Annotated in this window: 20 protein-coding genes; 7 read left to right on the top strand and 13 right to left on the bottom strand. The window is 55.6% G+C overall.

Annotation, left to right across the window (positions count from 1 at the left end):
• Positions 1-99 precede the first annotated feature (99 nt).
• Both galF and GRPL_RS27745 read right to left on the bottom strand, forming a co-directional pair.
• Positions 100-996 (bottom strand): UTP--glucose-1-phosphate uridylyltransferase GalF, encoded by an 897-nt coding sequence (gene galF / locus GRPL_RS13330; RefSeq protein WP_071999960.1) that lies wholly within the window; start codon positions 994-996, stop codon positions 100-102.
• A 165-nt stretch (positions 997-1,161) separates the two neighbouring features.
• A complete protein-coding gene (locus tag GRPL_RS27745; protein ID WP_152631961.1) occupies positions 1,162-1,461 on the bottom strand; it encodes a hypothetical protein in 300 nt (99 codons plus the stop codon).
• 440 nt (positions 1,462-1,901) lie between these two features.
• On the opposite strand from GRPL_RS27745, the gene GRPL_RS13335 reads away from it, so the two are divergent.
• A complete protein-coding gene (locus GRPL_RS13335) occupies positions 1,902-3,485 on the top strand; it encodes a TerC family protein (protein WP_032699174.1) in 1,584 nt (527 codons plus the stop codon).
• Between the two features lie 382 nt (positions 3,486-3,867).
• Here GRPL_RS13335 and asmA read toward each other — a convergent pair whose 3' ends face one another.
• The 4 genes from asmA to alkA form a co-directional block, all read right to left on the bottom strand.
• Complete coding sequence (gene asmA / locus GRPL_RS13340) at positions 3,868-5,715, bottom strand: outer membrane assembly protein AsmA (protein ID WP_032686763.1); 1,848 nt, start codon at positions 5,713-5,715, stop codon at positions 3,868-3,870.
• A 27-nt stretch (positions 5,716-5,742) separates the two neighbouring features.
• Positions 5,743-6,324, bottom strand: a complete 582-nt coding sequence (gene dcd, locus GRPL_RS13345; protein ID WP_004864592.1) for a dCTP deaminase — start codon at positions 6,322-6,324, stop codon at positions 5,743-5,745.
• Positions 6,325-6,414: 90 nt separating this feature from the next.
• Positions 6,415-7,056, bottom strand: coding sequence for a uridine kinase (gene udk, locus GRPL_RS13350; RefSeq protein WP_004864593.1), 642 nt, complete (start codon positions 7,054-7,056; stop codon positions 6,415-6,417).
• 229 nt (positions 7,057-7,285) lie between these two features.
• The gene (gene alkA / locus GRPL_RS13355) at positions 7,286-8,134 is read right to left on the bottom strand and encodes a DNA-3-methyladenine glycosylase 2 (RefSeq protein WP_032699165.1); all 849 of its coding nucleotides are present in this window, start codon (positions 8,132-8,134) and stop codon (positions 7,286-7,288) included.
• A gap of 137 nt (positions 8,135-8,271) precedes the next feature.
• Between alkA and yegD the strand changes: the two genes are divergently transcribed.
• The 5 genes from yegD (at position 8,272) to GRPL_RS13375 (ending at position 14,078) form a co-directional block, all read left to right on the top strand.
• Positions 8,272-9,624 carry a molecular chaperone gene (gene yegD, locus GRPL_RS13360; protein ID WP_004864597.1) on the top strand — a complete coding sequence of 451 codons (1,353 nt, stop codon included), beginning with the start codon at positions 8,272-8,274 and terminating at the stop codon, positions 9,622-9,624.
• Between the two features lie 549 nt (positions 9,625-10,173).
• Positions 10,174-12,063 carry a sensor histidine kinase gene (locus tag GRPL_RS13365; RefSeq protein ID WP_032699172.1) on the top strand — a complete coding sequence of 630 codons (1,890 nt, stop codon included), beginning with the start codon at positions 10,174-10,176 and terminating at the stop codon, positions 12,061-12,063.
• Positions 12,060-12,755 carry a response regulator transcription factor gene (locus GRPL_RS13370; RefSeq protein WP_032686761.1) on the top strand — a complete coding sequence of 232 codons (696 nt, stop codon included), beginning with the start codon at positions 12,060-12,062 and terminating at the stop codon, positions 12,753-12,755. The genes GRPL_RS13365 and GRPL_RS13370 overlap by 4 nt, the downstream gene beginning before the upstream one ends.
• A gap of 416 nt (positions 12,756-13,171) precedes the next feature.
• Positions 13,172-13,309: a small membrane protein gene (locus tag GRPL_RS27740; protein WP_004864603.1), complete on the top strand. Its 138-nt coding sequence runs from the start codon at positions 13,172-13,174 to the stop codon at positions 13,307-13,309.
• Positions 13,310-13,460: 151 nt separating this feature from the next.
• Positions 13,461-14,078, top strand: a complete 618-nt coding sequence (locus GRPL_RS13375; protein ID WP_032699164.1) for a LuxR C-terminal-related transcriptional regulator — start codon at positions 13,461-13,463, stop codon at positions 14,076-14,078.
• Between the two features lie 315 nt (positions 14,079-14,393).
• On the opposite strand, the gene GRPL_RS13380 is transcribed toward GRPL_RS13375, so the two are convergent.
• Both GRPL_RS13380 and GRPL_RS13385 read right to left on the bottom strand, forming a co-directional pair.
• Complete coding sequence (locus GRPL_RS13380) at positions 14,394-15,662, bottom strand: dicarboxylate/amino acid:cation symporter (protein ID WP_032686759.1); 1,269 nt, start codon at positions 15,660-15,662, stop codon at positions 14,394-14,396.
• A 233-nt stretch (positions 15,663-15,895) separates the two neighbouring features.
• The gene (locus tag GRPL_RS13385; protein ID WP_032699163.1) at positions 15,896-17,014 is read right to left on the bottom strand and encodes a succinylglutamate desuccinylase/aspartoacylase family protein; all 1,119 of its coding nucleotides are present in this window, start codon (positions 17,012-17,014) and stop codon (positions 15,896-15,898) included.
• Between the two features lie 14 nt (positions 17,015-17,028).
• On the opposite strand from GRPL_RS13385, the gene GRPL_RS13390 reads away from it, so the two are divergent.
• The gene (locus GRPL_RS13390; protein WP_004864612.1) at positions 17,029-17,484 is read left to right on the top strand and encodes an Lrp/AsnC family transcriptional regulator; all 456 of its coding nucleotides are present in this window, start codon (positions 17,029-17,031) and stop codon (positions 17,482-17,484) included.
• On the opposite strand, the gene GRPL_RS13395 is transcribed toward GRPL_RS13390, so the two are convergent.
• The 5 genes from GRPL_RS13395 to GRPL_RS13415 form a co-directional block, all read right to left on the bottom strand.
• Entirely contained in the window at positions 17,485-18,210 is a 726-nt protein-coding gene (locus GRPL_RS13395; RefSeq protein ID WP_004864613.1) for an ABC transporter permease, read from the bottom strand.
• Positions 18,207-18,899 carry an ABC transporter permease gene (locus tag GRPL_RS13400; protein WP_004864616.1) on the bottom strand — a complete coding sequence of 231 codons (693 nt, stop codon included), beginning with the start codon at positions 18,897-18,899 and terminating at the stop codon, positions 18,207-18,209. The genes GRPL_RS13395 and GRPL_RS13400 overlap by 4 nt, the downstream gene beginning before the upstream one ends.
• Positions 18,900-18,963: 64 nt before the next feature.
• Entirely contained in the window at positions 18,964-19,737 is a 774-nt protein-coding gene (locus GRPL_RS13405) for an ABC transporter substrate-binding protein (protein ID WP_004864618.1), read from the bottom strand.
• Positions 19,738-19,767: 30 nt separating this feature from the next.
• Positions 19,768-20,529: a dimethylarginine dimethylaminohydrolase family protein gene (locus GRPL_RS13410; protein WP_004864620.1), complete on the bottom strand. Its 762-nt coding sequence runs from the start codon at positions 20,527-20,529 to the stop codon at positions 19,768-19,770.
• Positions 20,530-20,717: 188 nt separating this feature from the next.
• Positions 20,718-22,256 (bottom strand): EAL domain-containing protein, encoded by a 1,539-nt coding sequence (locus tag GRPL_RS13415; protein WP_032699161.1) that lies wholly within the window; start codon positions 22,254-22,256, stop codon positions 20,718-20,720.
• Positions 22,257-22,596: the final 340 nt, after the last annotated feature.

Genomic DNA, 22,596 nt, shown 5'->3' with positions numbered 1-22,596 from the left:
CAGCAGGGCTGTCTACAGAAGCATGCAACATCGCGGTCTTATGCCACATACTTCTGTAAACCCTACATTTTCATACTTCTGAAATCCGGTAGAGCCTATTTACGCGAGTAACTTCTTAATGCTCTCGCGGAATTTCGTGCCTTCTTTATGGTTACGCAGCCCGTAGTTTACGAAGGCCTGCATATAGCCCATTTTTTTCCCGCAGTCGTAGCTTTCGCCGGTCATTAACATGGCGTCAACGGGCTGCTTCTTCGCCAGTTCAGCGATCGCATCGGTCAGCTGAATACGTCCCCATGCGCCAGGTTGAGTGCGTTCCAGCTCAGCCCACACATCGGCGGAAAGAACATAGCGCCCTACGGCCATCAGATCGGAATCCAGCGTCTGCGGCTCGTCAGGCTTCTCGATAAACTCAACGATTCTGCCAATCTGCCCTTCCACATTCAGCGGGTCTTTGGTCTGGATCACCGAATACTCCGACAGGTCGCCGTCCATTCTCTTGGCCAGCACCTGACTACGCCCGGTTTCGTTAAAGCGGGCCACCATGGCTGCCAGGTTATAGCGCAGCGGGTCAGCGCTGGCATCATCCAGAACGATGTCCGGCAGCACCACAACAAACGGGTTATCACCGACGATCGGGCGCGCGCAGAGAATGGAGTGTCCCAGTCCCAGCGGCTGCGCCTGGCGTACGTTCATGATGGTCACGCCCGGCGGGCAGATTGCCTGTACCTCAGCCAGCAACTGACGTTTGACACGCTGCTCAAGCAGCGCTTCCAGTTCATAGGAGGTATCGAAATGGTTTTCCACGGCATTCTTAGACGAGTGGGTAACCAGTACAATCTCCTTGATGCCTGCAGCCACAATCTCGTCGACGATATACTGAACCATTGGCTTATCAACGATTGGCAGCATCTCCTTCGGAATCGCCTTGGTGGCCGGCAACATATGCATCCCCAATCCGGCTACCGGAATAACTGCTTTCAAACTTGCCATTCTCATATCCACCCATATAGTGATAAATCTTCGATACCCACCTGATTACAGGTTCTCCTGGTATCAATCTGTGATATTACCGTTTTGCTCTCAGTCCGACTTCCAGCAAAATTCCGAAACTACATGTTTCATCAGAGAATACACGCAAAGTATTAGGTCCGACAGAGCGGTTTAAGAAAATTCTGATGACACAGATACCATATAGCGCCCTGCCTCAGGATTTTCTTCTGTTCTCGTACCACCAGCAGGACTTATCGCTGCATTCCCGGTAGAGAATACTGCAGAGGATACATCTGGATAATTCTCAAAACGTAGGGAAAAAGAGGATTTATTCTTATGATCGCCGGTCCATAATTCATAAAAATAATCTTCAGGCGCTATTTTCAATAGAAAATAGCGCAGAAAGCTCACCGCTGCGCTCATCATGCCCTCCTTCGCCTCTTGCCCGCTATCCATATCATCCATCGGCACTGACTTTTACACCTGATTAAAAGCTACTGATATCGTCTGATTAAACAAGATATTTTGCAAGCCACGACATTCAGTAGTATCAAAAACTGGATCGCTACGATTAAGTAATTGAATTGGGCGTTTACCCCCGGCGTCTGAATCCGTCTGATTTTCATACCGCTATGCGACCAGAGAGAGCAATAACCGGCATTATTGATCCAGTACACTTTTTGCAAGTTTATATTCAGTCGTCCACAGTCATGCCTTTTATTAATAAGCTTATTTGCATAAAAAATAAGCTCGCGCGTCTATAATTCATGCAGTCTAATATTGCGATCCGCAGCATTTCTCCCGCAGCTGTACCCGCCCGACGTCATAAGACGAGAATATATTGCAATTTATCTGTCGCTTATCCATGATCGTCGGATGGCACTCTCAGGTAGTATAGGTTTTAACTAATGATGGAATGGATTGCCGACCCCTCAATTTGGGCCGGTCTCATAACGTTGGTGGTTATAGAGCTGGTCCTCGGTATTGATAACCTTGTTTTTATCGCGATCCTCGCGGAAAAACTCCCTCCGACTCAGCGTGACCGCGCGCGGGTGATTGGCCTGCTGCTGGCGATGCTGATGCGTCTGCTGCTGCTCGCCTCGATATCCTGGCTGGTCACCCTGACCACACCGCTGTTCACCTACCACGACCTCAGCTTTAGCGCGCGAGATTTGATTATGTTGTCTGGTGGGTTATTCCTGCTGTTTAAAGCCACCGTTGAGCTGAATGAACGGCTGGAGGGCAAAGACAGCGATAATCCGGTTCAGCGCAAGGGCGCGAGGTTCTGGGGGGTGGTCGCTCAGATTGTGGTACTGGATGCCATTTTCTCCCTCGATTCGGTGATCACCGCCGTAGGCATGGTCGACCATCTGGCGGTGATGATGGCGGCGGTGGTTATTGCCATGAGTTTGATGCTGCTCGCCAGCAAAGCGCTGACGCGGTTTGTCAACAGCCACCCGACTATCGTTATTCTCTGTCTGAGTTTCCTGCTGATGATTGGTTTCAGCCTGATTGCCGAAGGGTTTGGGTTCCCCATCCCGAAAGGTTATCTGTATGCGGCCATCGGCTTCTCCGTCATCATTGAGTCGCTGAACCAGCTGGCGCTGTTCAACCGCCGTCGCTTCCTCTCCGCCAATCTCACGCTACGCCAGCGCACGACCGAAGCGGTGATGAATTTACTCAGTGGGCATAAAGAACATGCCGAGCTCAGTAGCGATACGGCCGCGCTGATCGACAGCCAGGCCGATAACCCGCTGTTCAACCCCCAGGAACGCCGGATGATTGGGCGGGTGCTTAATCTCAACCAGCGCACCGTCAGCAGTATTATGACCTCGCGCCATGATATCGAGCATATAGACCTTAGCGCACCGGAGGAGGAAATCCGCGCCTTGCTGGAGAAAAACCAGCACACCCGGCTGGTCGTCACCGGCGGAAATGATGATGAAGATCTGCTCGGCGTGGTTCACGTCATCGACCTGTTACAGCAATCGCTGCGCCATGAACCGCTCGACCTGCGCGTCCTGCTGCGTCAGCCGCTGGTGTTCCCTGAGACGTTGCCTCTGCTGCCGGCACTGGAGCAGTTCCGCCATGCCAGGACCCATTTCGCCTTTGTGGTGGACGAGTTTGGTTCCGTTGAGGGGGTGGTGACCCTGAGCGATGTCATGGAAACCATCGCCGGCAATTTACCCAACGAGGCTGAAGAGATTGATGCCCGCCACGATATCGCGAAAAATCCTGACGGCAGCTGGACCGCCAATGGGCATATGCCGCTGGAAGATTTAGTGCAGTACATTCCCCTGCCGCTCGATGATAAACGCGAGTATCACACGATTGCCGGTCTGTTAATGGAAAATCTGCAGCATGTCCCTGAAGCGGGTGAAGAGGTGAAAATCGGCGACTACATCGTACGCACGCTGCAGGTCGAGAGTCACCGGGTACAGAAAGTGCAGATTATCCCGCCGCCGCGGGAAGATGAGCTGAGCTACGAAGTGTAATCCCCGCAGTCGGCAGATACTCCCCGGTGGCGCTACGCTTACCGGGGCTACAGAGAGAGTCCGCTCGGGTAGCCCGGATAAGGCGTTTGCGCCGCTAACCGGGAAAACCACCGTGATAACCTTTCAACCTGCATCAGACTGCTTCCCCGGTGGCGCTACGCTTACCGGGGCTACAGGGAGAGTCCGCTCGGGTAACCCGGATAAGGCGTTTGCGCCGCTATCCGGGAAAACCACCGCGATAACCTTTCAACCTGCATCTGTCTGCTTGCCCCCGGTGGCGCTACGCTTACCGGGGCTACAGGGAGAGTGCGTTCAGGTCGCCCGGATAAGGCGTTTGCGCCGCCATCCGGGCCCGTAAAGTCGCTCCGCCGGTCAATCCTGGTTAGTGTTTCTCAAGCAGCTTCTTCACTTCTTTCCCGTCCTGGGTGTTTTTATTGCGCTCAATCCAGTCATTAAGCCGCTGTTTAGCTTCATCCTGCAGCTGTTTACGCAGCACCTGGTCGACCTGCAGGCTATAGCTCAGCGCCTGCCATTTTCCGTAGATACGTAGCGGAATCGCGGTCTGTTTGAGCTTGTCGATAAGCTTGCTTTCGCCTTTCCAGCCGCCCAGCACGCGCACGTTAAAGCGCATATCGCACTCTTCTTTCAATAAATTCAGGTCGCCCTGCCCGGTCAGCGCCATCATCTCTGATTGCCCCTGCAGGCTTTGCAACGTGACCTGTCCCTGCGCCAGCTGCAGCTCGCTGCTCATGGAGTCGAGGCGGGTCGCGTTGTCGTAATTTTCCTGCGCCTGCACATTGGTGCTGCGCTCAACGGCTTGCTGCACGAGCTGCTGGAAGTTAAGCCCTTCGGTGCGGGTATTCGCCATCTGTATCTGCGCATCTCCTTGCCAGCGACGACGGAAATCGTCGGCATCAATTTTTTCACCGGAGAAATCCCCGGTTAACGAGAGCTTACCGGTCAGATTGAGCGAATAGTTAAATGCTTTCAGGATGGTGGCAATCTCAACGTTATCCAGTTTGGGCTGGAAGGAGGCTTGCGATGTCTCTCCCCGCGCGTCAAGGGTGCCGGGCAACGATATCAGGCCGCCATCCAGTTCGCCCTGAAGCTGGTTGATGGTCAGCAGTCCGAGCTGGTTACTGATGTCGCTTTTCACCTGAGTAAAGGTCATCCCACGCCACTGAAGCTGGTCGGCCGTCAGCGCCATATGGGCGGTAAATCCGCGCAGGCTGTTGTAATCTTCCTGAATATCGCTGTCGGCAATCACCGGGCGCAGCTGCCTCGGCTGGCTTTGTCCCTGCTGGCTGGCGCCAGAATCCGTTGCCGGAGAACCGTGCGTCAGCAGAGTGTCGAGGTCAAGAGTCGTGGCATGAAGATTGAGGTTCCAGTCGGCCCGGTCACCTAAAATCACGCTGGCGCTGCCGGCAATCGTGCTGCCGTTCGCCGTCAGATTGAGGTTATCAAAGCTCAGCTTTTTCTCGTCCTCCTGCCAGTTCGCCTGCATACTGCCCTGCCCGCTCACGCCGTCAGCCGGCAGCTCGGCGCCGCGCAGCTGCCAGTCGAGCCGGGAGATGTCAGCCTTCAGAGAGTGTGGATAGTCACCGCCCTGAACCTCGGCGGTGAAAGAGAGCGCCAGATCGCGCTGGTCGCGGTTGATTCGCCCGGCAAAGTCGAGCGTCGCGTGATGATGTTCATCTTGATCCATCTGCAGGCGAATATCGCGCACGGTCACCTGTTCGCCATCTTCATGCTGGAAAAAGAGGACGCTGTCCACCACCTGCAGCTGCCGCACGTCGTAGGACCAGCCGCTGTCTTCCGCCACCAGCGGCAGCGAATTGTCGTGAGGAACCACCGGCGCATCCTGGCCGCGTACGGCTTCGGTCTTCGGCGTCAGCTGAATGACCGCTCCCTTGAGCATCACCTGTTTGACCTGCAGCTGATGAGAAATCAGCGGCATAAGGGCGACATCAAGACGCATATTGTCCGCGCGCACCACCGGTTCAGCCGCCCCCGGTGCCGTCAGCGTCATGCGGCCGGAAAGAATACTCAGCTGCGGCCAGACGTGCCAGCGCAGCGGGCCATCGAGTTCGAGCTGATAACCGCTACGTTCCGCCACCTTATGCACCATATAGGCGCGAAAATCGTTGGGATTGACCAGCAATACCAACGCGGTCAGCCCGGCGACAACCACCGCCAGCAAGATCATCAGCGTCGTCAGAATTCGTCTCATGGCACCCTCAGTACACCGCTTACGTTATCAATCCTTGTCGATTCGACTCGCCACCGCGCCCTGCTGGTCGCGATATTTGGCGTCTTCACGGCGGTTATAGGGCCGTGCCGCAGGGCCTGACAGCGGTTCAAAGCTCAGTGCGCCGATCGGCATCCCCGGACGCAGCGCCAGCGGCAGCTTGCCGGAGTTGAAGAACTCGAGCACGATGCAGCCAGACCAGCCGGGATCGATACGGTGAGCGGTGACGTGCACCATCAGTCCCAGACGCGCCAGAGAGGAGCGTCCGTCCAGCCAGCCGACCAGATCGGCCGGTAGCGTCACCGACTCATAGGTCACCGCCAGCGCCAGCTCTCCCGGATGCAGATAGAAGGCTTCGCCTTCCGGCAGCACGATCTCTTCGCTCATCACCCGATCCAGCGCCGCGGTCACTTCTGCTTTTGGCCCGCTCAGATCGATAAAGGGCGCCGTGTGGCCGCGAAACGTGCGGAATTTATTCCCCAGCCGAACGTCGACGGTCGCGCCGTTAATACGTTCAATGGGCGGGCGCGGGCTGATAGATAGCCGCCCCTCATCCAACCAGGCTTCTATATCTCGGTCGCACAGACGCATGAGCTCTCTCCTTTATGGCATCGCGCCCCTACACCTTCCGGGGCTAAGGGCAATTTGGGTTCTCTTTGCACGTTACACAATTCGTCTGTGTTATTCAAAGAACTGACTGATTTTTGCCTTCAGAATATCAATCGCGATGCGGTTTTTACCGCCGCGCGGCACAATAATGTCGGCATACTGCTTGGAAGGGTCAATAAACTGCAGGAACATCGGACGAACCGTTTTCTGATATTGCGCCATCACTGAGTCCATCGAGCGCCCGCGTTCATTCACATCGCGCTTGATGCGGCGCATCAGGCAGATATCCAGCGGCGTATCAACGAAGATAGAGAAGCTCAGCTCATTGCGCAGGCGAACATCCGTCAGCAATAAAATTCCTTCGAGGATGATCACTTTTTTCGGTTCGATGTGGATCGTTTCCGGCATACGCGTATGTTCAACGTAGCTGTAAACCGGTAATTCAATCGGCTGGCCGCTTTTCAACATCTGCAAATGTTGAAACAGTAAACTGTGATCCATCGAGCTGGGATGGTCATAGTTCGTTTTAACACGCTCTTCCATCGACAAATGACTTTGATCTTTGTAGTAGCTGTCTTCCGGAATAACGCCAATATGTTCATCACCAACCTGTTCGCGCAATTCGCGATACAGCGTGCTGGCGATAAGACTTTTTCCCGAAGCCGATGCGCCGGCGATACCTATAATGACGCACTGATGAGACGTATCAGTCATAACTTTTTTGCGACCTGATTAACCTGGATGTATATACACATAACCCTTCGAGCTGCCGCCGCGTGACTCGGCTTGCAGCCTCGCCCCTGTGGGGTTTGTTCAAAACGCTAACGAGTTTTGAGGCGCATCTCGAATAATTTCATGTATTGGAAGGGTGACGTTTGACCGTCAAACGCGGCAATTATAGGGATTTCAGCGCGTCGATACCAGTGATATGCGCCCTGCATGGCTATTCCTCCGTCGGCGCCCATCCTTCGCTATACCAGATATGCAATAACGCATAGGAACGCCACGGCTGCCAGCGGCTGGCGTAACGGGCAATACGCGCCGGGGTCATGCCGCTAAACCGCTGCTTAATCAGGTAATCATCCGGCAGAAAAATGTCCTTCGCCTGCCAGCCGCGTAGGGCAAAATAGCTGGCGGTCCAGCGGCCGATACCAGGCAGCGTTTGCAGCTGTTTCATCCCGGCCTCAATGTCGTCCGGCGCCGTCAGCGGCAGCTGACCGTCAATCACCGCCTGCGCCAGATGGATCAGGGCCTCGGCGCGCCGCAGCGACATCCCCAGAGCTTTAAGCGCTAATGGATCCGCTCGCGCCAGGGTTTGTGGTTCAGGAAAGAGCCGGTATTCCGGCGCCTCCGCCAACGGTTCCCCGTAAGCCGCCGCCACTTTTGCCGTCAGCTTCGCCGCCATCGCCACGCTGACCAGCTGCCCCAGCACCGCGCGTACCCCTTGTTCAAAGGCATCAAGCGATCCCGGTAGCCGCAGCCCAGGACGCGCGCTGGCCAGCGTGCCCAGCGTCCGGGCCACCCGATGCGGGTCGCAGGCTAAATCAAACAAGCGCGCAACCCGATCGTGGCACGCATCGGCCACCGGCAGCAGGCCGGCAGATAAGGTCACGCGTAATCCCTGCGCCGCCATATCGGGCTCAACCGCGATCAGGCCACGATGGCCCGCCAGGGAAAAGCTGCGGGTGTAACGCCCCTCGCTGAACGTTTCAATACCCGCCACCGCACGGGCGCGTAGAAAACCGAATATCCATTGCGGGTCGTAGGGGGGGTGCCAGGGTAACAGCGTCATCATTTCTCCTTCTTTAATTGCCTCAATGATAGACGCTCCACGTCCGACATACCTTGCTTTTAAATTCCAGTTGTCGCCGTGGCGGCAATCCGCTAAAGTCGCCCCCCTTCTTCACTGGCATGGGGATTTTTCAGGTCATGTTTATTGGTTTTGACTACGGAACCGCCAACTGTTCGGTTGCCGTAATGCGCGATAATCTTCCGCAATTGTTAACGCTGGAAAACGGCAGCAAGCTGCTGCCGTCAATGCTGTCGGCGCCAACCCGCGAAGCGGTCAGCGAATGGCTCTATCGCCATCATGACGTGCCGACCAACGGCGCTGAAAACCAGGCGCTGCTGCGTCGCGCCATCAACTATAACCGCGATGAAGACATCGATGTCCTCGGCAACAGCGTCCAGTTTGGTCTGGCCTCGCTGCATCAATATGTCGACGATCCGGAAGAAGTGTACTTCGTTAAATCCCCGAAATCGTTCCTCGGCGCCAGCGGCCTGAAGCCGCAGCAGGTTGCGCTGTTTGAAGATCTGGTGTGCGCCATGATGCTGCATATTAAACAGCAGGCGCAGACGCAGCTTCCGGAAACCATTGATCAGGCGGTAATTGGCCGGCCGATCAACTTCCAGGGGCTGGGTGGCGATGACGCCAATGCCCAGGCGCAGGGGATCCTCGAGCGCGCGGCGAAGCGCGCCGGTTTCCGCGACGTCGTTTTCCAGTTTGAACCGGTTGCCGCCGGGCTGGATTTCGAAGCGACGCTCAACGCAGAAAAACGGGTGCTGGTCGTCGATATCGGCGGCGGCACCACCGACTGTTCGCTGCTGCTGATGGGGCCGCAGTGGCGGCAGAAAGCCGATCGCCAGCAAAGTTTACTCGGCCACAGCGGCTGCCGCGTCGGCGGGAACGATCTCGACATCGCTCTGGCCTTTAAATGCCTGATGCCGCTGCTGGGGATGGGTGGCGAAACTGAAAAAGGGATCGCCTTACCGGTACTGCCGTGGTGGAACGCCGTCGCGATCAACGATGTGCCGGCGCAAACCGATTTCTACAGCAGCGCCAACGGTCGCTTGCTCAATGATTTACTGCGTGATGCCCGCGACGCCGATAAAGTCGCGCTGCTGCTGAAAGTCTGGCGCCAGCGTCTGAGCTATCGCCTGGTACGCAGTGCGGAGGAGAGTAAAATCGCCCTCTCCGCGCAAGAGCAGGTGACCGCCGGACTACCGTTTATCGGCAATGAACTGGCCACGGCTATCAGCCAACAGGGGCTGGAAGCCGCGTTGAATCAGCCGCTGACGCGTATTATGGAACAGGTTCAGTTGGCGCTCGACAACAGCCGCGAAACGCCGGATGTGATCTACCTGACCGGGGGGAGCGCCCGCTCACCGCTGATTAAGAAAGCGCTGGCAGCCCACCTGCCGGGTATACCGATCGCTGGCGGAGATGATTTTGGCTCCGTTACCGCCGGTCTGGCCCGCTGGGCGCAGGTCGTTTTCGCTTAACGTTCACGGGGCAGCCCTGCCCCGTTTTCTCCTGCGGCTCCCCCTCCCGGAACGCCACTGCCCAAAATCGCGTCATGGCATAAATCAGCTTCCCTGGAATGGACTCTCGCCAGGCGAACATGCACTCCCCCGGTTTTATCATCGTCCTGGTTTCCCCGGCAGTAGCGTTTTATATCGCCGCATGGCCAAAGCGACATCATGTTACGCCGTTTTGAGCTCGTCATGCCGGATACCATCACGACGCATGCCTTGTCTGACGCGGCGTAGAGGACAGGTCTGGCCAGTATGACCTGTTACAAATAACGCTGGTACAATCTCCTCGCCCCCTGCAGAATGCTGTGCCGTCTGAAACTTCGCATTTATTTCCCGACATCCGGGGGGACCGCCTGTGCATGTCGCAGACATGATTGATTATTCCTGTCACCATTATTCATCCATGCCGCAGGGGGAGATTTGAATCATCTACGCGCCGTTCCTGGCCTCGCCGCTTCGCTCGCCTGGAGCTACAGAGTGCTCTTTTGGATCGGCTTTGGCATTGCGACCAGCCTGATGTTTTCTTCCCCCGCTGCGGCGCAAAGTCGTCAGGTTGGCATTGATATTCCCGTGCAGTGGGTTGCCGACATTGACGGTTCGATGACGCTGGAGACATTTCTCGCCCTGCCGGAGAGTGCGCTCACTACGGGGCAGCGCATCCCGTCATTTGGCTACTCAGCAAAAACGTACTGGTTTAAGAGCCACCTGCCGGCGGCCGATTTTGACGGTGAACCTCGCTGGCTGCAGCTCGGCCCCTCCTTTATCGATCACCTCAGCGTTTTCTACCGTCCTGCCGGCAGCAATCTCCCGTGGACGCATAAAGAGTTTGGCGACCATGCCTCGACCCGCGATAGCGACCTGGACTACCGCGAAAGCGTACTGATTTTAGCGCCGCCCCCTGACGACGCGGGATACGATATGGTCTTTCGCCTGCGCAGCAGCAGTACCCTGATCCTGCTGGCGACGCTCTCTTCCCCCCAGGAGTTTGTCCGCACTGCAACCCGGGATACCGCATTCTGGAGCTTTTATTTTGGCCTGGCGGCGATTGCCAGCGGAATTGCCCTGTGGCTTGCCTTATTGTTACGTCGCCGCCTGCTGTGGGGAATTTGCCTGTTTTCCCTCAACTATCCGCTGGTGGCGGCGCTACACGGCTACCCGGAGTGGTTTTTTGGCGATGCCGTTCTCCCCGTGCAGGATGCGATGATCAGCTACCTGTCATTGCTCAGCTACGCCACGGCGCTGTGGTTGCATAGCGAGGTTTTTGATCTTAAAACCAATATGCCGCGCTTGCACCGGCTGCTGCTCGTTGCTATTGGCGTCAATATTGTGCTTCTCGCCAGCGTTCCCCTCGGCTTTTACGGGCAGGCCATGCAGATCGAGGCGGCGATGTTCTTTATTGCCGCTCCGATTCTGCTGATCACCTCATGGCTGCTCTGGCGACGCAAAGCCATTGATTTGAATACGCTGCTGTTAGGACTGCTTCCGCCGGTCTACGTGGCCTCCGCCGCGCTGGTGCTGCTCTCCATTCACGGGGTGATCCCTTTTCATAACACCATCTATTCCGCCTGGCAGTACGCGCTGATTGTTCATATTGTCACCGTCCTCATCATTGCGGTCCGGCGAGTACGGGCCGAAAATCGCAGGCTGGTGCAAAAACAACAGCTGACGCGAGAACTGCAGATCGAACGCGAAGCAAGCTTTCATCAACGTCAGTTTATGGGGATGGTGGCGCACGAATTCAGAACGCCGCTCTCGGTTATTCAGGCCGCGCTGGAGAACCTGCGCTTATGCTCTCCGGATCCGGCGCAACGGCCGCGCCTGGACCGCATGCAGCGCGCCACCACACGTCTGGTCCAGTTAACCGATAACTGTCTGGCCGATGCCCGGCTCTCATCCAGCGCGCTGCATGTCGATAAACAAAATGCCGACCTGCTAGCGATCATTCGCATGGCGGCAACAGTGGTTGAACTCTCGTCAAATCATTATCTGACGATCACGCTGGCCGGGCACAGCGTCGACGCCACGACCCGCTCGCCTCCACTCTTTGCCGATAGCGCACTGCTGTGCATTGCGCTGGCCAACCTCCTGGACAATGCGGTGAAGTACACGCCGTCCGGCGAGATTGCAATTGCGATTCGCCCAAAGGCAAACTGCTGCGAGATTGGGATTCGTGACCAGGGGCCCGGTATTGCCGCTGATCATGTCGACCAGATCTTTGAGCGTTACCGGCGCGGCGCAGTCCGCACCGCGACGCCCGCCGGCACCGGTCTTGGGCTGTATGTCGCCCGGCAAATCATACAAGCTCACGGCGGTGAGCTTTGGCTGGCAATCAACGGTCCGACGGGATGCGAATTTGCGCTCACGCTGCCCCAGGATGACCTACCACAGCAGAAGGGTAAATCATGACATTACGCGTGGCCATCATTGAAGATAGCGCCGATCTCCTCGATGAACTGCTGGCCTTCCTGCGCTTTCGCGGCTTCGACGCATGGGGGGTGCACAGCGCGGAAGCCTTCTGGCGGCAGCTGCATCGCGACCCGGTGGATATTGTACTGGTTGATATTGGCTTACCTGGCGAAGACGGCTTCAGCGTTCTGGATTATCTGCATGAGATTGGCGAATACGGGCTGATTGTGATGACGGCCAGGGGGCATGAGCAGGATAAACTGCAGGCGTTCAATCTTGGCGCAGATTTCTATCTCATCAAGCCGGTCAATTTTTCCGTGCTGGCGGAGACCATCCATGCGCTGGGCGCCCGGCTGATGCAGCAAAACCCCCGCTCCCCGGCCGCGCCCCCCGTAGCCGAGAAATTAGCCTCTTCATCCTGGATTCTGCAGCCGGAAAGTCTGGTGGCGCCGTCCGGTACCGCGCTGCCGCTGACGCAGCAGGAGCACCGGCTGATGGCGCGCTTAATGCGCAATCCAAGTGAAGTCTGTCGCAAAGTTGATCTGCACGCGCATCTTTTCCCCGATGAAGTTGAGGCGGAGCTACACCGCATTGACGTCGTGATCAGCCGACTGCGCAACAAAGCGCGGCTGCACGGCATGACCTTGCCCATCCGGGCAATTTTTGGCAAAGGCCTGGCGTTTATTCCCTGAGGTTTCTCATCGCCGCCGTGCAAGCGACCTGATGCGCTCTCCACCCGTTTTATTATCCATAAGTTATTCATTTATCTGTTGTTGTTAATTTTTCTTATTTTTTGAGAGAAATGAGAGAAATGAGACTGACAGAGAATTAAGAATTTTCTTACATTGACCTCATGCCGCAAATGTCGTGACCGAAATCAGCCATGCTGCGGGAGGGGAACGCGCCCCCCTTTCGCTCTAGCCAACCTGCGGACAGACCGGGTTTCACTCTGCCAGGGTTGCGTTCAAGGCGGCGACGTTACGCGAATATTCTATGCGGCAGACGCCGCGACGGTAGCAGCTTCACGCTGAATAACAGAATAATAATATTCGCATGCGCACTGTTGCGTATTTATCACAGCATAAAACTCAGTTAAGGATTATTCATTATGGCCTTACAAACGTGGCTGGCCTTATTGCTATGCCTGTTTTTCTTCGCGGTCTCCGTTTACAGCCTTATTTCTTATATAAAAGACAGGAGAAAAGAGCGTATTCCCTTTGCAGACAGAAAAATGCGCAGAAAATAATCCTGGCAGGCGCCTGTTACTGCTATCGTAGTTATGAAAGGTCATGCTTCCGTTCATAAATACGATATTCCCGAGACACGGCAATTGCCGTAAACGCCCGTAAGGTTGCTCGCAGCCTGGCATGATGCCAGTGCCGCAGGATAGTCACGTCATGAGAAAAATAAGTATCGCGATTATCAGCCGCAACACCTTCCTTAGGGCGTCGCTAATGGCAATAATCCACGATCTCACCCGGGTCAGCGACGCCCTGACGATTGAGTTCAGCGGCCACTCAAGCGAGTTGTCCGCTCAGGACATCATCATCGCTGAGATTCTCCCGGGTGAGATTCACCTGTGTAACACCAGTATTAAAAACCGTAAGAAAAACAGTTCGGTGATCATTTTGCATCGCTATGATGAGCTGCCGGAAAAGACGCGGATCGTCAACTGCCTGAAAGATGTCACCTTCGTTCCCGTCAGAACGGTCAATGTTGACAGCCTGCGCGAGATGATTAGCCGGGCGCTATCGAAGAGTGAACAGCCGGAGTCAAAACGGGCGCTCGACTCAGCATCCATATGCGCCAACTGCCCGCACAAAATCCTGTCGCCTTCGCAGGTCGTCGTTGCCCATGGCCTGATGAATGGCTTTGATATTGGTAAAATTTCTGCACTTCATCAGCTCAGCCCGAAGACCGTGATTTATCATAAAAATCAGATCATGGAAAAATACGGACTGAATAATCATTATGACTTCTTTCAGTTCATTAGCGTGTTAAAAGAACGCGGATAAGATCAATCAGCGCGACTGAACACACCATTGAAACAGGGAAAATTAGGAATTCAACGGGTTGCTCAGGTTATCCATTCTGAAAAGAAGCGTGTCAGCGGGAAATAACTTCTCATCCACCGTAGCTAACCGATAAAATTATTCGCCACCCGGGTATAAAGATACTGCCGCGTATTTTTGTACCATGAAAATAATAGGTTAATCGGGGTGAGTTCGTTTCGTCACATTGCCCCTTGCGTGCCTGTTGGGGGCCTCTTTTTCCACAACACTTTCACAACATACGGGAAATACGCCCTCCGCGAAGAGGGCGTTGAGCGATCAGGCCTGTACCTGCTGAGGTTCCACTTCCGGCTCCTCTTCCTGCAGCAGCCCCTCGTTTTTCGACAGCATCGCCGTGGCAATCCCATTGCCCAGCACATTGATCGCCGAACGGCCCATATCAAGGAAATGGTCGATGCCCATCAACAGCAGAATCCCGGCAACGGGGATATTGAAACTCGGGATCGTGGCGGCCAGAACCACCAGCGCAGAACGCGGGACCCCGGCAATCCCTTTTGATGCCAGCATCAAGGTCAGCATCATGACGGTAATTTCGCTAAAACTCAGCTGGATGTTATAAGCCTGGGCAATAAACATCGAGGCAAACGAGCAGTAGACCATCGACCCCACCAGGTTAAAGGAGTAGCCAATCGGCAGCACGAAGGAGACGATGTTGCGCGAGCAGCCAAAACTGACCAGCCGCTCCAGGGTCTTCGGATACGCCGCCTCAGAGCTGCTGGTGGTAAACGCCACCAGCACCGGATCTTTGAGCATGTTGAGCAGGCGGAAGACCTCTTTTTTCAGCACCATATAGCCTACCGCCAGCAGCACCGCGCTGGTGAGCAGCACCGCAATGTAGTAGCCGCCGATAAAGGAGGCATAGTTAAGCAAAATGCCCATCCCCTGCGAGGCGATAACCGATGAAATCGCGGCAAAAATAGCCAACGGAGCCACGTACATCACATATCCGGTGACCTTCAGCATGATATGAGAGACGACGTTCAGCGCGGCGACCAGCGGCGCGTTGAATTTCTCCCCCAACGAGGCCCCGGCGATACCAAAGAACATCGAGAACACCACGATTTGCAGAATTTCGTTGTTCGCCATCGCCTCGGTAATACTGGTCGGGATGGTATGAGACAGGAATCCTTTTAAGCTCATTCCGCTGACCGCAAGGCCGGTATCCACCGACTCTTTTGGAATCGCCAGGTTTAAGCCTGCGCCGGGATGTTCAAGAGTCACAATCACCAGCCCGACCAGAATAGAGAGGATTGAGGAGGTGATGAACCACACCATCGCCTTGCCGCCCACTCGCCCGATAGTCGCGGTTTCTCCCAGACGCATAATGCCCACCGTCAGCGTACTGAAGACTAATGGCGCAATGACCATCTTAATCAGCCGCAAGAACATGTCGGTAAAGAGCGTAATATTTTCTGCCCATGACGTAATTGTGCCCGGAGAGGCATACGCATGAATCACCGCGCCGGAGAGGATCCCCAACAGCATGAAAATAACGATAAACAGCGTGAGTTTGTTTGCACTTGCCACAACAATGAACCCCTGATTTATTTAATGTATTGATTTTAATGCACATATGTTTTTTTATCCGTATGCATTAAACATTCACCACATAAATTGAATAAAAGACGCAAGGGTTACAACTCTTTTTTAGTTATTTATCTCTGCAGTTGATAAAACTCTTGATGCATATCAATCCTCACCCGCTCCGCGGCGGCCGCGCATTCGGGCGCCCGACGGCTGAGGTCCCCCGGCCGCACGGATTACATCGCCAGCCCGCCGCCGCCGGCATAAGGCTGCTTGCCGACTATTTTCATCACCTCGGCGCCGAAGGTGACAAATGGCGCCCGACGGCTGGCGTAAATTAACCCGCCGGCCTGCGGACGGACCGATTGAATCATATCGGTGAGAGGATCGATAATCTCGGCGACCACCTCATCGGCGCTGACCCACTCGCCGGGCTGTTTCAACGGTACGAGGATCCCGCTGGCTGGCGCGGTGACGATCTCTCCCCCGGCAAACGGCAGCATCAGCGTCTCCTGCTGCGGGACAGACGGGCATGCGCCCGCCAGCACGCCGCGGTATTGCAGATAACGGTACAGACGTTCGGCATCCTCGCGGGCCAGCGCGTGATTCACATCCTGCTGACCGCGCAGCTCCACGGTCACCGCCATACAGCCAGGCTGGCCCTGCTGCCATTGCGGAAAGCGCGCTGCCAGGCGATGCCAGGGCAGTCCGCAGGCCTCATCAAACGAGTTACCGCCGCTCTCTTGCGCCAGCAGTACCGTTCCAATACCTAAAAAGGCGGCCACCACACCGGCCTCCGCCTGCCAGACCGGATCGGCATACAGGTGCAAAATGGCCCGATCGTCGCAGTGCAGATCCAGCACCACGTCGGCATCACAGGCCAGAGTCAGCAGATGGTGACGTAGCGCCTGAACTTCGCTGCGCAGCGGTTCGGCGGTCAGCGCCTCGCGCATCGCCCCGCGGACCTGCTGCAGGTACGCTTCACGGGTCAGCGGTACATCGGCGCAGAGATACTGCTGTGCAAGGTGGGCCAGATCGGGAAAATCGCGATTGAAGTTGCGACCGCTCGTCAGGTCAAATCGCCCGATACCGCCGTTGAGCACGACCTGAGCCAGGCCCGGCGGGTTAGCCACCGGGACGAGAATAATTTCACCGCGCAACTCGGCGCGCCGTTCCGCCTGGTTGAGTAATCTTTTAAGATAATGCAGCACCAGCATGCCCGGGATTTCATCGGCGTGCAGTCCCGCCTGCAGATAAATTTTCTCTCCGCGGCCGGGTTCGCCAAAGTGAAAATGGATTAATTGCCGCTGCCCACTCAACGCATGTTCGGGTAAGGTATAGTGTTTAATTTTCATTGGACATCCTATCTGTGGAAAAGAAAGCCCGGCTTGACCGTATCGATCATAAGATCCTTGAAATCCTGCGCCGGGATGGCCGCATTTCTTATCAAAAGCTCTCGGAGCAGGTAAACCTCACCGCCCGTCCCTGCCTGGAACGCGTACGTGGCCTTGAGCGTGACGGCATTATCCGTGGCTACAGCGCGGTGATTGAACTCCCCGAGCCGGAGCATGCTTTCGTGGTGCAGGCGCAAATTGCGCTGGCCGACCACGGCCGCTCACAGCCGGTATTTGAACAGGAGATGCGCCAGACGCCGGAGGTGCTCGACTGCTGGCTGGTCAGCGGCAGCTTTGACTTTCTGGTGCGGATCGGCTGTCGCAGCATGGCGCACTACTGCCAGCTGGCCGACAGCTGGCTGACCAGCAAAAAATTTCGCGTCGATAAAATCGTCACCCTGACGGAACTGCAGTCCATCAAACGCTCCTGATCAGGGGCGCTTGATAAACGCCAGCCAGCGTCGTTCCGCCCGCGAAAAGACGAAAATCAGCAAAAAGGTGCACACTAAATAGAGCGCGGCGGCCATCAGGAACGGGATAAACGGCGAGTAGGTAATGGCGTAGAAGGCGCGCGCCACGCCGGTGATATCCAGCAACGTCACGGTACTGGCCAGCGAAGTGGCGTGGAGTAAAAATACCATCTCATTGTTCAGCGCCGGGATCCCCCGCCGCAGCGTAGCGGGCAGGACCAGTCGGCGAATAATCTGCCACTTAGTCATGCCATAGGCTTCCCCGGCCACCCACTCCTGGCGCGGAAACGTCGCCATCATCCCCGCCAGCAATTCCGCGACGTACGCCGCGGTATTCAGCACCAGCGCCAGCGTGGCGCAGAAGGTTGCGTCGCGGAACAGCAGCCAGAACGGCCGATCGTTTTGCCAGCCCAGCTGGACGATGTCGAACTGAGACAGCCCGTAATAGATCAGCATCAGCTGCAGATAAAGCGGGGTGCTGCGGAAAAACCAGGTGAAGCCGCGGACGGGCCAGGCCAGCAGACGCGGACCGTAGGCCTGGCTAATCGCCAACAGCACCGCCAGCGCCATTCCGGGCACCAGGGAGAGCAAAAACAGCTCCGCCGTCATCGCCAGCCCGCTCGTGGAACCGTTGCCGTCACTCCACAGATAGCCCGGTACTGCCTCGATAAAGGTCTGCAGATTCATTGTGTCGCCCCCGCCGTTGATGAACGCAGCGCGTAGCGCTTCGCCAGGAGGCTAAACAGCCAACTGGACAAGGCGGTGATGACCATATAAATCAGCGAGACCAGGAAGTAGAACAAAAAGGGTTTCTGCGTGGCGCGTCCGGCCTGTTCCGCCAGCCACACCATATCTTCTAAACCGAGAATGGAGACCAGCGCCGACGCTTTCATCAGCCCCAGCCAGTTATTATTGATGCCCGGAATGGCAAAGCTCAGCATCTGCGGCAGCATAATACGCCGGAAGACCAGCCACGGCCGCATACCGTAGGCTTCAGCCGCCTCGGTTTGTCCGCGATCGACGGTGAGAAACGCGCCGCGAAACGTCTCGGTGTAATAGGCGCCAAAAACGAAGCCAATCGCCAGCACGCCGGAAATAAAGGTATTAAAGCGCACCGGCCCAAGTCCCACCAGCGACAGCAGCGCGTTGACCAGCATCTCGCCGCCAAAAAACAGCAGCAGCATAATCACCAGCTCCGGGATGCCGCGCACCAGCGTGGTATAGCCGGTGGAAAACCAACGCAGCCAGCGCGGTCCGAACAGCTTAATCAGCGCATTCACCAACCCCAACAGCAGCGCCACCAGCAGTGAGACCAGCATCACGCACAACGACACCCCCGCGCCGCGTAACAGTAGCGGTAAATAATCTGCAACCATATTCTGTCTTCCACCCGTTGCGTAAAGGGGCGCCGGTCGCCGACCGCGCCCTCCCCTTTACGGCTTAATTGCCGTAGATATCGAAGCTAAAGTACTTTTTCTCAATCGCGGCGTAGGTGCCGTCGGCGCGGATTTGCTTGATGGCCCCGTTGAGGGCGTCGCGCAATGCCGGATTGTCTTTATTGACCGCAATGCCGACATCAGACGAGATGCTGCCGTCGCTGATGACCGGGCCGGCGAAGGCGAATTTTTGCCCGCGCGGCGTGTCGACAAAGCTGGTCGCCGCCTGGATATTGTCCTGTAAGGAGGCATCGATACGCCCGGAGAGCAGATCCAGATAGACGTTGTCCTGGTTGGCGTAACCCACGATCTTCACGCCGTGACTGGCCCAGTGGGTTCTGGCGTAGGCTTCATGCGTTGAGCCGGTTTGTACGCCGACGGTCTTGCCCTTAAGACTGGCGGCCTCCGGCAGCAGCGGACTCCCCTTGCGCGCCACCAGCTGCGCCGCGCTGCGATAGTAGCGGTCGGTGAAATCCACTTCCTTCTTACGTTCATCGGTAATATTCAGCGAAGCAATGATTGCATCAAATTTATGCGCATTCAGCGCGGCGATCATGCTCTCAAACGGCTGCTTCACGAAGACGCACTTCGCTTTCAGCTGCGTACAGAGCGCATTGGCAATATCGATATCAAAGCCGGTGATCTCGCCGCTGGGCGCCAACACGTCAAAGGGCGGATAGCCACCGTCAACGCCGAAGCTGATGGTGTCAAACTGCTGGGCGGCCAGCGGCGCGCTCAGCGCCATACAGGCCAGTAAAGCGGCAATACGTGTTTTCATATTCTGTTACCCCTGATGTCAACGACGTGGCTAAAAACGCAGTGAAAGGCAGGTCAGGCCGCCATCCATTTTCTTAAATTCGCTGGTGTCGAGTTGCACAACCGGCATCCCCAGCTTGCTGATTTCGCCCAGGGTATAGGGGTACCCCTGAGGCGTAATTAATGTGTCGTTGATCCAGAGCGTATTCCCGGCGTACGACTCCTCTTGCGGGATCACAATGGTATTGAACCCGCTAAACGCCGGGTGATTGACGTACCCTTCCGTCAGCAGCAGCGTATTGCGTCCGACATAGTTGACGATGGACTTCAGGTGCAGCCCGGCACTCACTTCAATGGATGTCACCTGATAGCCATGCGGTTCAACGGCGGCGGCAAACTCGCGGATCCCCTGCTCATCCGTACGCGCCGTCTGGCCAACAAAGAACTGCTTACCAACCAGCAGCACGTCGCCGCCATCCATATGACCCCGCTCGCTCATGTGCACCAGTGAACGAAAACCGGCCAGTACCGGCGCTATCGAGGCCACTTCTCCCTGGCGACTCGGCGCGCCGGGATGGGTGATGACCGCCAGTTCCGGCATGACCACGGCGGTATCTTCAACAAAATGGGCATCCGGATAGTCCGCAGCCGCAGGCAATACGGTCACTTTCAGGCCGAGTTGCAGCAAGGTTTCCACATAAGCGAGGAACTGACGTGTGGTGCCGGCAATATCCGGCGCGCCGAGCCGGGCGGTGGTTTGACCGGCGGCACAGGTTGCGGCCGGCAGGCGGGCGATAGCCTGGTTAAAATGCATAGAGAACCCTCAGGTGACTAGTGATCGTTATTGTTCCCGACATGCCGGTAAAGCAACGGGTTTTCTTGATTATCAAACAGATGTTGTCACCAGTCCGGCTGAATAGCCGGCCACAGCGGTCAATTTACGCTGTATATTGCCGGGGAAACGACGCATTCCGCTGTCGGATGACGGGCCCCTGGCAAAGGCTAGAGCGGCGCGTTTGCCGCCAGATGAGAGGGAGTGACGGGCAGGAGTAGCGCGGTGAGTTTTTCGATTGGCATCGACTTGTAAAAATACCATCCCTGAATTAAAGCATCTTCATCGAAGGATTTGACGAACTCAAAATCAATTTTACTTTCTACGCCTTCAAAAACGATTTGCTTATTCAACCTGCAGACGACATCCAGAAGCGAGGTCAGAATAGCTCGTTTATACTCATTCTTAAGTCCGTTAACGAAAAATTTATCCAGTTTTATCTCATCATAAAACACTTCGGTTAACCACTGCAGGTTTGAAGAGCCCGTGCCGAAATCATCGAGGGCGATGCGCAATCCGCGGTTCCTCGCCTGTAAGGAAAAGGCGGCGATTTTTTTATAGTATTCGCCGCTTCTTTCGGTAATCTCAATTTTAATCTGCTGAGGGCGAATCGCATTATGTTGCAAAACCCGCAGGAGGTTATCTAAAAAAAACGGGTCATTAATTTCATATTTGCCGATATTAATCGCGAGGGTAAACTGCGCGTCGGCGAGCAGAAGCGGTTTCAACTCGCGGGTGGCCTTCTCCATTACCAGCTTAGAGATATCGGGATAAAGATTCAGCTGTTCGGCCATTGAAATAAACAGCTCCGGGGAGATGTGACCATAGAGCGGATCATGCCAGCGAACCAGCGCCTCGACGCCGACCACCCGTTCGTTTTTAGCGCACACCAACGGCTGATATTCCATGTAAAGACGCTGATTCATAATCGCTTTTTTTAAGCGAAACTCCAGCGATCGCCGTTCGCTGAGATAGCTCAGAATAGAATAGAAGATAGCGGCGCCGAGAATAAAAGCCGCGCTCACAATAAGGGCGATAAGGAGCGCAGAGAGTGAGAAAAAGCCCTGTTTTCGTTCCGTCAGATGGCTGCAAATATCATATTTACCGCTGCATAAGCTCACGCTTACCGACGCCCCTGTCCCGACTGCGGATTTCACATCATTAAGAAAAACGTGCTCGCCGTTTAAGCTGGTTAAAGAAAAATTAAAGCCGTGGTGCTGCCGGGAAAATGCGCTAAAAGCAAATGAGGACGTAAAAGAAACGATATTGCCTTGCTGGCTCATATCGAGAACCACTCCGTACGGGAGATAATTTTTAACTCCTTTGTAAATACTATAGCCATTTGGCACGACATATTTTTCGGCGGGAAGCGGCAGCGGTTTATCCAGCATGCCCCAGTTGGCGGTGCAGGCCAGCTTACCGTTCTCCACGATGCCAATGTCTTCCACCCTGGCATACTTCCAGATAACCTCCCGCAAGGCCGCGATCGCCTGCTTGTTACAGCCATCAAGCTGTCGCATCTGCGCGTGATGAATAGAAGAGATGATTTGCGTGGTCACCTCTTCGGCGTGAGCGAGAAGTTCATGGCTCAGCGTATCAAGCTGAGCGCGCTGATTATTTAACATGACAACGTTGGTCAGCAAAACGGAAAAGAGCACGGCAATACCACCGCCCGTCAACAGCCATTTTGTCTTCTGGAAAAATTTCATCGTCGCTGCACAACTCCTGATGGATGCCGGCATTCGCGTTACCAATCCGGACACCCGACGTACCCGTCCCTGCAGTACAGACCTATAATCTTGATAGTAATGGCGTCAGGGCGGTTATACCAGGCTTGATAAGTCGCCCCGTCCAGCCAGAACCGGGAGCAACCGAGCGGGCCACGGCGAAGACTGGCCAGTTACCCCGCTTTTTTTTAGCCTAACCGGCTCATCGAAAAGCGTTTTATCCAGACATATCTCAACAGTCTTTTCATAATTCCTCCATTTTTGCGGGGCGTTTGGTCACTAAACTAGTATCATTTCGCGAAACGTTTCAGGATGAGATAGC

The organism is Klebsiella planticola ATCC 33531 (assembly GCF_000735435.1).
GTDB classification, from domain to species: domain Bacteria; phylum Pseudomonadota; class Gammaproteobacteria; order Enterobacterales; family Enterobacteriaceae; genus Klebsiella; species Klebsiella planticola.
The sequence above is the reverse complement of the archived record's forward strand: the minus strand, read 5'-3'. Positions and strand labels throughout refer to the sequence as shown.